Origin of the sequence: Methylobacterium sp. WL8, from assembly GCF_008040045.1 — a bacterium.
GTDB classification, from domain to species: Bacteria; Pseudomonadota; Alphaproteobacteria; order Rhizobiales; family Beijerinckiaceae; genus Methylobacterium; species Methylobacterium cerastii.
In genome coordinates this window covers 1-12,706 of record NZ_VRVF01000099.1, presented here as the reverse complement: position 1 = coordinate 12,706, position 12,706 = coordinate 1, and the positions used below count along the sequence as shown (strand labels likewise).

Annotated in this window: 11 protein-coding genes; 7 read left to right on the top strand and 4 right to left on the bottom strand. The window is 63.3% G+C overall.

The genetic code is table 11. From position 1 onward, the window contains the following. Window positions 1–245: 245 nt before the first annotated feature. On the bottom strand, window positions 246–755 hold the full coding sequence (locus FV234_RS23280; protein WP_147831964.1) for a DUF4365 domain-containing protein: 510 nt from the start codon (window positions 753–755) through the stop codon (window positions 246–248). A 128-nt stretch (window positions 756–883) separates the two neighbouring features. On the opposite strand from FV234_RS23280, the gene FV234_RS23275 reads away from it, so the two are divergent. The 7 genes from FV234_RS23275 to FV234_RS23245 all read left to right on the top strand — a co-directional run bounded on the left by FV234_RS23275 (window position 884) and on the right by FV234_RS23245 (window position 8,574). Next, the gene (locus FV234_RS23275; protein WP_147831962.1) at window positions 884–1,627 is read left to right on the top strand and encodes a hypothetical protein; all 744 of its coding nucleotides are present in this window, start codon (window positions 884–886) and stop codon (window positions 1,625–1,627) included. 3 nt (window positions 1,628–1,630) lie between these two features. After that, the gene (locus tag FV234_RS23270; protein ID WP_147831960.1) at window positions 1,631–2,461 is read left to right on the top strand and encodes a GIY-YIG nuclease family protein; all 831 of its coding nucleotides are present in this window, start codon (window positions 1,631–1,633) and stop codon (window positions 2,459–2,461) included. After that, window positions 2,461–3,294 carry a GIY-YIG nuclease family protein gene (locus tag FV234_RS23265; protein ID WP_147831958.1) on the top strand — a complete coding sequence of 278 codons (834 nt, stop codon included), beginning with the start codon at window positions 2,461–2,463 and terminating at the stop codon, window positions 3,292–3,294. The genes FV234_RS23270 and FV234_RS23265 overlap by 1 nt, the downstream gene beginning before the upstream one ends. 256 nt (window positions 3,295–3,550) lie before the next feature. Next, complete coding sequence (locus tag FV234_RS23260; RefSeq protein ID WP_210250966.1) at window positions 3,551–4,006, top strand: hypothetical protein; 456 nt, start codon at window positions 3,551–3,553, stop codon at window positions 4,004–4,006. Next, window positions 4,003–6,501, top strand: a complete 2,499-nt coding sequence (locus FV234_RS23255) for an Hsp70 family protein (RefSeq protein WP_147831956.1) — start codon at window positions 4,003–4,005, stop codon at window positions 6,499–6,501. Before FV234_RS23260 ends, FV234_RS23255 begins: the two co-directional genes overlap by 4 nt. A gap of 1 nt (window position 6,502) precedes the next feature. Next, window positions 6,503–7,927, top strand: a complete 1,425-nt coding sequence (locus tag FV234_RS23250) for an ATP-binding protein (RefSeq protein ID WP_147831954.1) — start codon at window positions 6,503–6,505, stop codon at window positions 7,925–7,927. A gap of 455 nt (window positions 7,928–8,382) precedes the next feature. Next, the gene (locus FV234_RS23245; RefSeq protein ID WP_147831952.1) at window positions 8,383–8,574 is read left to right on the top strand and encodes a hypothetical protein; all 192 of its coding nucleotides are present in this window, start codon (window positions 8,383–8,385) and stop codon (window positions 8,572–8,574) included. A 126-nt stretch (window positions 8,575–8,700) separates the two neighbouring features. Here the strand turns inward: FV234_RS23245 and FV234_RS23240 are convergent, their stop codons facing one another. The 3 genes from FV234_RS23240 to FV234_RS23230 form a co-directional block, all read right to left on the bottom strand. After that, window positions 8,701–10,359, bottom strand: a complete 1,659-nt coding sequence (locus tag FV234_RS23240) for a hypothetical protein (RefSeq protein WP_147831950.1) — start codon at window positions 10,357–10,359, stop codon at window positions 8,701–8,703. Between the two features lie 445 nt (window positions 10,360–10,804). Beyond that, window positions 10,805–11,161, bottom strand: coding sequence for a DUF2958 domain-containing protein (locus tag FV234_RS23235; RefSeq protein WP_246686288.1), 357 nt, complete (start codon window positions 11,159–11,161; stop codon window positions 10,805–10,807). After that, window positions 11,158–12,501 carry a hypothetical protein gene (locus tag FV234_RS23230; protein ID WP_147831948.1) on the bottom strand — a complete coding sequence of 448 codons (1,344 nt, stop codon included), beginning with the start codon at window positions 12,499–12,501 and terminating at the stop codon, window positions 11,158–11,160. The genes FV234_RS23235 and FV234_RS23230 overlap by 4 nt, the downstream gene beginning before the upstream one ends. Window positions 12,502–12,706 lie beyond the last annotated feature (205 nt).

Below are 12,706 nucleotides of genomic sequence, written 5' to 3'. Positions count from 1 at the left end.
GGGGTAGCCAGGTTCGCAGGGGGTAGGGGCGTGTCAGTCGGACAGGGTTCTTATGTCGGGATGGTTCCCGTGGTCAGCCATCCAGGGTGATAATGGATGTAGCCGCCACAGGGCCGATCGCACAGAGCGATAACCCGTAGCTCTTGGCAGTGGTTTCAGGGCCGCACTGAGGCTCGCTGTGTCTTGTGATGACGGGACGGCCTTGGTGTGAAGCGGGATACCGTCGATGGGATCGGCCGGCTCGGTCATAGCGAGCCCTCGGCGCGAGCGAGAACCATGATACCCCTCAGCGCGTCCGGCGTCAGCACGTTGGCGCGCGGGATGCGGATGCGGACGGAGGAGACATTGATAGTGGGCGGCCCGGCCGGACGGAACCAGTAGCAGCAGTTTCGAAGGCGAAGTTGCGCCTCGCATCCGTCCAGCCAGTGCGCCTCGTCCGGTGGCAGGCAAAGCCGGATGAGAATGGCCATCGCCTGTCGCGGTTCCCGGTTGGTCAGGTACCGATGCGCCCGGGCATCAAGGTCGTAGACGACGAACTCGCTATAATGCCGCCAGTCGATGGTGGCTTTCATCTGGTACTCGACCGGGAACGCCGACGGCACCCTAACCCCGCCCACGATGCGGACCGGGTGAAAGGCACCGTCGATTCCATAGTCGTAGTTGGTGCGAACCGCGAGATTGAGGCTGGCGACGCCGGCGAGAGCGTGCACGTAGGCCTGGGACAGTGATTCCTGAGTGTGCTCGCGGGTGATCAACGCGGATGCCCCGGCACGCTGGTCCTCAGGAACTGTATCTAATGGTTGCTATGCCTAGCATGCAGCTTTCAGATGTGAGAATCCTTTCGCGGGAAGCCGCCCGCCGCGGGAAGTTGAGGGAGAATGGGTTGCCGAAGGTTGCTGCCGACGGCTTGGAAGCGCTGCGGGCCGAGATCGACCTGAAGGCCATCGTGACCCTGATCGAGCGCACCGCCCGTTGGGTAGCGCCTGAGACCTTCCGACTGCTGCCGACATGGTACCCGGAACACGGCCGGGGTCACCACTTCTACAAGGGGAAGTGGTCCGAGCCGCAGATGAACACGAAGCGGGCGACGGGCGAGTCTGCCCACAAGACCGAGGGTAACCTGAACGCCAACAAGGCGCTCACGATGGCGCTTGGCCTCCGGACAAAGGACCGCCCGCACTGGTCGTGCTGTCACATCTGGGGAGTGGACGACCCGCTATTTCAGAAGGGCAACGACGTCGTGAAGGACCGTCGATTCTTCTCTTGCGTGGCCAACATGGTCCTGCTGCCGACGCCCCTGAAGGCGTTCACAGACACGATGCCTGAGGTCAAGGCCATGCTCCGGATCTGCTCCCGCAACCTCTACGAATGGACCTGCGACCACGAGAGCTTGGTCGAGACTGTGCAGGCTCTCGATGCCTGGGACGCGTGGGACGACTATCCGGACAGTTGGCCTCGCAAGCCTGGCCAGAAGAGGCCGCTGGGTGTCATCGACCTGACGCCCGAGATCGAGAAGCAGGTCAGGAAGCGGCGGGCGGCAATCAAGGGCGACCTTGCCCATGCCGGCCCGCACTACCCCCGGGCGGAGGTCCAGGAAGTGCTCGACTACTGGAAGATCGAGCTCTAAGCCGTGCCCCTCCGCTTCAACTCCCTCCTCGCCCAGGCTGGCATCGCTCCACGTGAGGTCCGGCTGCTCCGACACCAGGACAGCCGCTCCCTGAAGGGGCGCACCCCGTACGAACTGTGGCGTGACGACCGGCCGGCCTTCGAGTTCTATCAGAACGGCCAGAGCATCGGGAACCGGATGAAGCTGACCGCGTCCTTCTGGGCGAGCTTCGTCGTCACTCCCGCCGGCGAAACCATGCTGGCCGGCTTCTACGCCTGCTGGTACGTCGGCACGAACGAAATGGTGCGACAGTGGCCGCACGCCGTCGGATTCGACGAGGTCGGGGCGGCCGACGTCTACGAGCTCACGCTGGACGCCAGGCTCAGCGATCTCGCCGGCCGCCTAATTATCGAATGGGGCGAAGGCGGCCGCGCGTGGATTCAACGCGCCGATAACCAAGACAAAGAGGTCCTGGAGATCCGGCAGGCCTTCCAGGAACTGGAGTTCCCCGGGTTCGCCAAGTTCATCTCCTCGCTGTCAAAGATCGAGGGGCTCCCCTCCGCCTGGGCGGCCACGCTGGGCGCGTCCCGTGGGATCTACTTGCTGACCTGTCCGAAGACCCGGGAGCAGTACATCGGCTCCGCGACGGGCGCCGATGGCTTCCACGGCAGGTGGATGTCGTACCGGGACGGTCACGGCGGAAACGTGGGGCTCAAGAGCCGGGACCCGAGCGACTACCAAGTCTCCATCCTGGAGGTCGCCGGTTCAGCCGCGACTACCCAGGACGTCCTCGACATGGAGACTCTGTGGAAACGGAAGCTGCAGAGCCGCGAGATGGGGTTGAACAAGAACTGATGCCCGGCCTGACGAAAGAGAACCTTATCCTGATCGGCTTTGCCGACGTCGGGGCATGGCTGCCCTCCGGGGAGACAATCGCGTTCAAACTCGAAGGCGAGAAGGCGACCGTGAACGACGTTCTCGTGGACACCCCGAACGCGCTCTACGCGTTCATCCGGAGCGACGTGGTGCAGTACATCGGGAAGACCACTCAGAGCGTCCGGAAGCGCTTCTCCGGGTACCGCAACCCGGGCGCTGGCCAGCGCACCAACCTCCGCTGTAACGCCAAGATCAAAGAGGTGCTCTCGGCGGGAGGCGAGGTTCGCATCCTCGTGTTCACACCGATTCCCGACCTGCGGTATGGCAACTACGACATCAACCTCGCGGCCGGATTGGAGGACTCGCTCATCAAGGCGTTCGATCCGCCATGGAATGGGCGCGACAAGGGCAAGCCCGTCACTGAGGAGGCCGAGCGGGAGAAGGCCGAAGAAGCAGTGGACATCGGGCCTGCCGAGATCGATCGACCACAGCCGCTGGCCGCCGTAGGTGGTGCCTTCCCTTTCGAGATCACGCTCGGACAGGCCTACTATCACCAGGGTCTCATCAACCCGGGCATCAAAGCCAGCCAGCACCTGGGCGAGGACGGCGAGCCCATTCAGATCTCATTCGACGACGGCGCCGAGCCGGTGATGTCGAGCATCAACCGGAAGGCCAACGCGAACAGAGCCGTGCGCGTGGTCGGGCGGAATCGCCTGATCTCCGAGTGGCTCCAGCAGCACTACAAGGTTGGCGACGTTGTGCCGGCCAGCGTGCTCGACCCAAACCGGATCCGACTAAGCGCGCCTTCCTAGGCCGGTCGGAAACCTTGCGAGATCCAGCGAACCACGAAGCCAATCAGCAGGAGCCCGAGCAGCGGCCCGAGCGCGGTGAAAGGAGGCCACGAATGCTGCAGGAGCGCCTTCCAGTGCCGGGCCTACGAGGAACTTCGCCATGGGTTTGCCCTCATCGGTACGTACGGGCCTGGGATTGACCGTGAAGTCACACAGACGGGTGTGACATTCTGGTAGCCAGACGTGTTTGCAGCAACGCGAAGCGTAACTACACGTTGTGGCGACGACCAATTTCAATACCATTCGACCGAAGATGGATTCGATCTCGGCGGACTCCAGTGACCACCACTCCGGCGGGTGCATGATGGCGGACGGGGCAGAGCCGAAGAACGTGGAAGCAGTCTTGCTCGACCTCGCCTTGGAGGGGTGGCGCTTCCAGAAACTTTTCGCCCGGGCGATGACGAAGCTGGATGCCGGCGAAGCGCTCCGTTTCGCCAACCAGCATCGCTACTTCGTCCGTCGCATCGGGGAGTCCCTCCAAAGCGTCGGCATCCGGTTGGAGAACGTGGAAGGTGAGCCTTACGACGCCGGCTCCGCCGTAACCGCCATCAACATCGCGGATTTCGAGCCCGACGACGAACTGGTCGTCGACCAGATGATCGAACCGATTGTGATGAACGCGGCCGGCCTCCTGCGTCCTGGCACCGTCACGCTGCGCAAGGCTGGACAATGACCACGTACGTCGGCATCGACCTCGGCACCACGAACAGCGCGATCTGCTCGTTCGACGGCGAGAATGTCCATCTCTACAAGAGCCCCGACCAGACCGACGTCACGCCCTCGGCGATCTTCGTCGACAAGCGGGGCAACCGCTTCGTGGGGCCGCGCGCGTACCAAAACGCCGCCAAGAACCCCGACAACGCGGCCATACTCTTCAAGAGGCTGATCGGCACCTCGACGCCCGTGAAGCTTCCTGCCGTCAAGGTCACTATGACGCCGGAGGAATGCTCCTCCGAGGTGCTGCGAACCCTATTCGGATACCTCCCGGAGGCCATCCGCAACGACCCCGACGTCGGCACCGTCATCACCGTTCCTGCCGCCTTCAACCAGATGCAGAAGGACGCGACGATGGAGGCGGCCCGCGCGGCCGGCCTCGGCAAGGTCGCCCTGATGCAGGAACCGGTGGCGGCCGTGATGAGCGTCATGCGGAGCCGGCGCGGCGACGGCATCTTCCTGGTCTACGACATCGGTGGCGGAACCTTGGACGTGGCTATCGCCCAAAGTATCGGTGGGAGGGTCAGCCTCCTCGGGCAGGGCGGCATCCCGATGTGCGGCGGTCGGGACTTCGACCGCCTGATCGTCGATAACGTCGTCGCCCCGTGGCTGCGCAGCGAGTTCGACCTCCCCAATGATTTGTGGACAGCCCCTCAGTACCGCACCCTCCGACGGATGGCCGAGTACGCCGCGGAGAAGGCGAAGATCGAGCTTTCGAGTAGGGATGACGCGATCATCTCGGCGGGCGAGAACGAGCTTGGCGTCCGCGACAGTGCCGGCGTCGAGATCTACATCGACGTTCCGATCACCCGTGCGCAGCTGAATGCCCTCTCGAAGGATAGCATCCAGCGCTCCGTGCAGGCCACGCAGGAGACCATCGAGAAGGCCGGCCTTTCGCCGCACGACATTGAGCGCGTCGTGTTCGTTGGCGGGCCGACCCAGTACAAGCCGCTGCGGGATCAAGTGGCCTTCGAGCTCGGGATTGCGCCGTCGACGGACGTGAACCCGATGACCGCCGTCGCTGCCGGCGCCGCGATCTTCGCCGAGTCGGTAGACTGGAGCTCCCAGGGCCGCACGCGGAAGACCGCTCGGGGATCCGTCAGCGCGGGTTCCAGCTTCGCTCTAACGGTGAACTACGCTGCGCGGACGCCGGATCAGAAGGCGAAGCTGAGGCTGAAGCTGGGGCAAGCGCCCCTGCCGGGCGCGGCGTTCCAGGTCGACAGCGTCGACACCGGATGGTCGTCAGGTCGCGCGGCGCTGAAGGACGGGGCCATCATCGAGGTGCCTCTGACCAAGCCCGGTGCCAACACCTTCAAGCTCTTCGTCTTCGACGTCGATGGCGGCCCGGTCACGCTCAAGGACGACCGTGTCGTCATCACCCGCACCGCGGCGACGATCGATGCCATCCCGGCCTCCCACTCGATCGGCGTCGAAGCCCGTACCCGCGTCGGTGGACAGCTAGAGCTCGCTTACCTTGTCAAAGCGGGAGATCAACTTCCCGCTAGGGGCTCAAAGAATTTCAAGGCCGAGGAGTCTCTCCGATCTGGATCGGCCGGCTCGCTGAAGTTCAAGGTCTGGGAAGGCGACATCCTCCATCCGCTCACAAACAACCGCTTCATTGGGATGTTCGAGATCAACGGCAGCGACTTCGACGACGGCGTCATCCCGGCCGGCGCCGACCTCAACATGACATACGAGATTACCGATGCCGGCGTCATCGAGATTGAGATCTCGGTGCCGTCGATCGGCGCCCTCTTCAGGTCCGGACGGAACTTCTACTCCCGCCAGTCGGCGACCGTGGATTATAGCCAGGCGGCGAAGCGCATCCGGGACGAGGCGGCCGATACGGCTCGCCAGATCTCAGAGATCGCCGCGAAGGTCGACGACAGAGAATTGGTCGAGGTTCGAAACCGGATGGAGCGAGCCGCCGCGCTTGCTGATGGCGAGACCGATCCGGAAACTGCTAAGAGGGCGGACGACGACGTGCAGGAGGCGAAGCGACTCTTAGCGAAAGCTCGCAAGTCCAACCTCCCCATCATCCGCAGGGCCGAACTCGATCGCCTGATCGCCTCGTTCGAGCTGCATGCACGCCAGCACGCGCGACCGACCGAGATCACCTCGTTCGAGAACCTGAAGGCGGCCGCCGAGCGTCTCATTGCCAGGCCCGGGCAGGAGTTCGAGGCGAAGCTACAGGAAATCGGCTCCCGGATCTTCGCGATCTACGCCCGACAGGATTGGTTCGTCGTCGACCGCTTCAACCTCTACGTCGAGGAATGGGCCCACTTGTTCGCCGACCAAGCCGCTTACGCGAAACTCATTGACGAAGGCCGCAAGGCCATCGACGCGAACGATGTGGAGCGTCTCCGGAACGTGGTGATCCAGCTCGACCTGACGCGCATCAGGTCGGCCGATGCGGACGACCTAATCTCCGCCTCGAACATCATCTTGAACTGACATGACGTCCGAACCCTGGCTTCCCATCGGCACAACAATCATGGGCGACATCGCGCTCGGCCGTGCGCTCATCGGCGGGGACGGTTGGCAGATCGTCGAGGATCGAGCGGGTGGCCGTGTCCTGCTCGTAGCCGAACACGTCGCCGACGGCTGGCTGGCGACCGGCACGATCAAGGAAGGCGAACTGACGTCGTTCCGCTTCGGACAAATCCGCTACGGCTTAGTTCGTAGCGGACCCGAACACACCCTCGTGCCGGTGTCTGGCAGCCGGTCACCGAAGAACGCGCAGGAGGCGCTCGCCTTCGCGACCGCGATTGGCGCGACCCGGGCGGCCGGGGAGACCGCCTCACTCGCTCAGGGGCTCTACGTCGAAAGGCTCACGCGGATCCTCCCGATCCAGGTCGCCGATCCGGACGAGGCGCCCGACGACGCCTTGCTGCTGGGAACGTGGCTGACAGGCGGGCTTCGGGTGCCGGCGGTGCCGACTTCCCGTATCGGCGGGTACCTGAGCTGGATGAGCCAGGAACAGGTCGCCAGGTTGGTCGCAGCGGCGGGACTCGCGGTGGAGGAACCCGTGTTGGCGCGGGCAGATCTCGGTTCCGCCCGGACTGGCGAGGCGGGTCGTAGCCCTTCCGGTGGGGGCCGCTTCGATCTGCCGGGTCGCAGGGTGGTGGAGGAATTCTTCAACGACCACGTCGTCGACGTCATCCAAAACCGTGACCACTACCGTGCCCTCGGCATCGTCAACCCTGCAGCCATCGTCTTGGAAGGTCCGCCGGGCTGCGGCAAGACCGTCGCCGTGGAACGGCTCGTAGCATTCCTGGGATGGCCCTGCCACCACGTCGACGCCGAAAGCATCGCGAGCCCGTACATCCACGACACCAGTCGGAAGATCTCGAACCTTTTCCGTGAGGCGATCGACACGGCACCGTCCGTGATCGTCATCGACGAGATGGATGCATTCCTGTCCGAGCGCGAGAGGGGCGGCGCGTCCCAGCATCGGGTCGAGGAGATCGCGGAGTTCCTCCGAAGGATCCCGGACGCTATCAAGGCGGGCGTCTTGGTCATCGGGATGACCAACCGCATCGACATCATCGATCCCGCGATCCTGAGACGGGGACGCTTCGATCACGTCGTGAAGGTGGACTTCGCCGACGCCTCGGAGGTTCTCGGTCTTCTCGACACGCTCCTCGCCGGTCTGCCGCTCGGCCCCGACGTGCGCTTAGCCGACTTCGCAAGCCGCCTTGCAGGACGCCCGCTCTCCGATGCCGCGTTCGTGGTGCGCGAGGGCGCGCGGCTCGCCGCACGGGGCCGAGGTTCCGAGATCGACGCGCGCAGCCTGGACGAGGCTCTCGACGGGATCCTGGCCAAGGACAAAAAAGCGGCCCGAGCGCCTTTTGGTTTCACAGCAGGACGGGACGCATGATATCGGGCAGCCCCGCATCGTCGCCCCCGATGGGGTTCGCCGGGATCTCGGCACTAGCTACGGCGCTGCCACCCGAGGTCGTCGCCGCCCCACTCAAGCCAACCCCATCACCCAAGGCTATCGATACGGCGGCTCCGATGGCGCGAGAACCGTCGCGTAGAGTTGAGACACCGGGGTTCTGGACTGCAGGTCGCCTATGGGCCGCGACACTCACGGGCTTCATCGCGGTGATCGCTACCTTGAACTTACTGGGCGATACCTCGCACCGGTACCCGAGTTCGACATCCTACTCGGCCGCGCCACCTTCGACCCCGGAACCACGGCCGAGTTACGAGCCAGCCCCGGTGGTTCCTGTACGGCAAGACGTCGAAAACAAGCCCTCCGCAATGCTTGGCCAGTCTCTCGGCCGCTCCGAGATCAGATACTGTCTCTCAGAGCGCGTGCGTGTCGAGGCGATGAGCGATTACATCGACAAGGCCTCGGACATCCACATCGACCGCTACAATGCGGTTGTCTCGGACTACAATGCCCGGTGCTCGAACTACCGCTACCGTCAGAGCGACATGAACGCGGTCAAGGCTTCGGTGGATGCCTCTGACGCGGTCCTCAAGGCACAGGCCGCCTCGACGGTTAGGCAGTGGCGCTGATGTCTCGACGGCCTTCTGGTAGCCTAATGACACGTTTTCGCCACTGACTGGAGTGGCCTCTCTGCGAGATGTTTGGCAGGTCCGGAATTCGGGGCCCTCACCGACTTTCATGGACCGCACGCAACCTCAATCCAAAAGCTGACTTGGCCTTGGCTTCTCGCTTTTGAAGAAGGCACGGATCAGGTTCTCGATCACCGGCGTGTTGTCGATGCCCTGGTACGACATCGCCGAATGGACGCTCCTGTCGTCCTTCTTGCCGATGAAGAAATTGCCGTCGCCATTCCAGATGTTCACCTCGTGCCATCCCAGGAGGACGGTCTCGTTGGAACCGAACATACGACGTCTCGTTAGGGTCACCCCATCGTCGCGGATCAGACCGCCCGGGATCGGGAAGCTGCCCGTTTGCTTCAACCGCGCGACATGCTCCACGAGCAGCCTGAATCCGACGCCCTTCCAAAGGCGCTCGACCACGTTGTCGTAGATGGCCTCGTTCCTGAGATGGATCGTGAACTCCGACGTGGCGTCGCCGACGAAGATCACCCGACTCGTCCCGGTCGGGATCCCGTTCACCGAATGCCGCGTGCCACCCCACCGTAGGCGCGTGATGACATCCAGCGGGAAGCGCCTTTTCTGCCATGTGATCCCGGACGCGTTGATGGTGACCGTGTCCTTGAACATCAGACCGATCTCGGCGGTGTATTCGAGGGACCGTTCGTACTCGGCGTTCCGTTCCTGTGCGCGGCTGCGTTCCTCGGCCGCGCTCCGAAGGTACTCGGCATCCTCGGCAACCTTCTCCTGGATGTTGCCCAGCTTGGGGAAGTTCGCCGCGAGGAACGCGGTGATCCGATCCGGCAGCACGTGCCAGCCGTGGTCGTTGTGCAGGTCCAGGGCGAGGTGACGGATGGAGAACGCGAGGTCCGAGCTCGGTTCGTGATCGACGCCGTTGGCCTGACTGACGATCTGGATCGGCTTGGTCACGACGTTGAAACTCAGCGCAGCCCGCTCGACGTCCTCGTACACCTTCGAGACGCTGTCCTCACCATGTGGGATGGCGGCACGAGCGCGCCAGAGCAAAGCCTGGACGTTCTCGGTCTCACGCCGGATGAACTCCTGGGCTCCAGTCTCGTACACGTCGACGAGATCCTGGATGACTGGGGGAGCATGTCGTTGGCCGCCATTGGTGCTCTTGTCGACGAGGTGATCGACCAGCTTCACGATCACCTTGCTTGGGAGACGATCGACCAGGTCGCGAACGGCGTTCAGGTATGTCCGCTTGCGCAACTCGAATTCGGTAGCGACGAGATCGACGTTTCGCACGGGTTGGTACCCGGCGACCGACCGGTCTTCGTTGATGTCTCGGAGGACGTCGTCCAATTCGATCTCTTCTACGGCCTCGGAGAGCGCCAACAGCAACGACGCGAGCTTCGCCGGCTCCTTGTCAGGCGTCATCGTCTCCAGCAGCGAAACAAGCGCATTCGCCCTAGGAAGCGGAGGCAACTCGCCTTTCGCGCATGTGAGGGAGAGGCTCGCTGCCCCGTTCACGACTTCCGATGCCTTTCTAGGAGATACGCCCGGGAACCACCCTATCTCGGCAGTGAGACGTGCTCGAAGGTTGATGAGGGCGTTCTGGGCTTCGCGACAGGCGTCTTCGTCACCGACGAGCGAGCGTTCTTCCGCAAGCTCGATGATCCGGCTCCGACTATCACGGGTCGTTGCCCCGAGCACGCAGAACGGGTTGCGATGAAGGGACGTGGCCCCATCGGGCAGTCCGTCAGAAGCCGACATCTGTTACAGCCGCCAACCAGGTGATCCCACAAATCCAGATCTGATCAACTTAACACCTAAAACCGATCCGCGGACGCCATTGGTGAGAACCAGATCGTTGTCGGATGTCCGAGCCCAGACCAGGGCGCGTGAACGTAGCCGCACTCCACCAATGCCGTCACTCTGTCCGCCTGCAGAAAGGACCATCGCAGACAGCACGTCTAAAAATAACACGAAGGGCTAACGTTATGGTCGCCCGTAAATAGTCCTCTTCGGATATCCGAGCAGACCCTAGAGTCTACCACGCGTAAGGTCGGAAAAGGACCAAAAGCGGAATGTCTCGATAAGCTAACGGAATGCCTATGACTCTACATATTGATATCATTGAGTTTCTGGGTGAATTGAGGACTGGAGGGCTGGCGGCCCTTCTAGCGTGATGCAGAATGGAAGCGGCGGGCAGAGCACTTCATACCGTTATCCTTCCGGCGGCGATGGCATCGGCGGCGTAGCCGGATAGCTTCCTATTCGGCTGGAAATAGATATCTCGCGAGACAGGGAGCTTGAGGTAGCCGCGTAGCCGGGCGAGTTCGTTGAGGTCGACGTAGCCTAGCTCAGGCGACCCGAGACCAAGATCACAGAGGCCGAAGGCGCGGGTAGGTTCACTGGGATCCAACTCGGTCAGCAGCCATGTGGCAGCACCGTCCGGGATGAACAGTTTGACCACCGGCGACGGGTCGATATCCTTGCCGGCGGCGGATCGTTGGCCGTTGAGCAGCAGCTGACGGCGTTGCACTTTTGTGAACCAGAGGTGCGGGAGGCTCACGAGTTGCCTCCCGGAGAGGTGTTCGAGATAGCTTTGCTGGTGGGACGGGAACGGCGCCGTGCGGCGGGAGCCGCTGAAGGCAACGGGGTTCGCTGCCTGCTCCGCCGGAGGGACGAACGGCAGCCCTGAGTCTGCGTTGGCGACGCTGTTGGTACCGGCTCTGTGGCTTGGGCCGGATTTACGGCAGGAGCGTCTCCGGCGTTCACGGAGGCTGCGCTGGATGCTGCCGAGGGTCGCGGTGAGGGTAGCGCTAGCGGCGATGAAGGAGGTACGGGCGGTCTCGGTGCCAGCGGAACGTAACCGAGCGCCACGGCAGCCACACGTTCGAAGTCGAGGTAGCGAGCGTGGACCGCTCTGGCGTGGTCGGCAGCTCCTGCGTGAGCGAGGGCGTCAAGGATGGTTTCGAGGGTGAGGTGGACGAACCCGACCCGGTCGGGGGTGGCGCCGAGAGGAGCGACAAGGGTGTCGGCGTAGACCTTCGCCGAGGCAGCGACGCGGAGGTTCAGGCTGGGGCCAGTGAGGACGAAGAGCCCCCGGCTGGCATGGCCTTGATCGACCATGAGCTGCGCGAGCGTGTGTTCACGCCGGAGTTGCTCGATCCCGGGGCGGTAGAGCAGCGGATCGTCGGGGGAGCAGTAGAGGCCGGAGGCACGGGCGACCTCGCCATAGTGTGGCCGGACGGATGCGGACGGACCAATCATCTGCTCGATGAACTTCAGCTCGATCGCGATGAAGGCCAGCTCGCCGTCGGGGGTGATGACGTCGAGCTGGATATCCCATGCGGTGCCATCATGGAGATAGCGATCGTCACCGCGTCCGGGCGAGGTCTCGAATTTGAGGTGCGTGACCGAGAGGACGAAGTTCGGCAGTAGGCGGGACCAGACACGGGTGGCGAGTTCGAGGTCGAGCGCCATGGGGGCGAACAGATTGAGCGCTAGTCCCTGACTGGAGAGCAGATGACCCAGGATCTTGGCCTCGTCCCACATGGCGCCGGGTTCGCGCAGGATGAGCACGCGGCGGACATAGGCCGCGATCTCGGGAGTGAGGAAGGTCCGGCCGGCGAGAGCGTCCTCGCGACGAAGCCGCCAACCAGCGCGGAGCTTGCGGGTCTTGCCGGCTTTGCCGCCTGAGCCCTGCTCGACATGGATGCTGGCGGGGAGGTTTTGCTCGACACGCCAAAGCGAGGCGAGGAGCCGTGCGACTGAAGCGAAGCGCGTATCGCCGGTGATAAAGGCAGCGTGCTGCCTGCGGACGGCGTCACTGAGGAACGGGGCGTGACTGAGCGTCGTCGTGGGGATCGGCTGAGTGCGAACTGTTTCCGCGGTGTCGATGGGCTCCATGGATCAGATCTCCAGCTAGGGTGTGAGCTGGAGGTTCGCGGATAGGGCTTCGATCTTGCGGCATGGATGGCATTTCGGGTGCGCGTCGAACGAGGTACCCCGATTGCTGCGAACGACGTCATAAGCCGGGAGAGCGCTTTCGCGCAATTTAATTTTTACAGCTATACAGATTTTTGATAGCGTTTTAGATAGAAAAATTTATATC

What these genes read in the sequence shown, in the direction of transcription:
- FV234_RS23265 (WP_147831958.1), top strand. Translation starts at nt 2,461, where the DNA reads ATGCCCGGCCTGACGAAAGAGAACCTTATCCTGATCGGCTTTGCCGAC.
- FV234_RS23255 (WP_147831956.1), top strand. Translation starts at nt 4,003, where the DNA reads ATGACCACGTACGTCGGCATCGACCTCGGCACCACGAACAGCGCGATC.
- FV234_RS23250 (WP_147831954.1), top strand. Translation starts at nt 6,503, where the DNA reads ATGACGTCCGAACCCTGGCTTCCCATCGGCACAACAATCATGGGCGAC.
- FV234_RS23245 (WP_147831952.1), top strand. Translation starts at nt 8,383, where the DNA reads ATGAGCGATTACATCGACAAGGCCTCGGACATCCACATCGACCGCTAC.
- FV234_RS23240 (WP_147831950.1), bottom strand. Translation starts at nt 10,359, where the DNA reads ATGTCGGCTTCTGACGGACTGCCCGATGGGGCCACGTCCCTTCATCGC.
- FV234_RS23230 (WP_147831948.1), bottom strand. Translation starts at nt 12,501, where the DNA reads ATGGAGCCCATCGACACCGCGGAAACAGTTCGCACTCAGCCGATCCCC.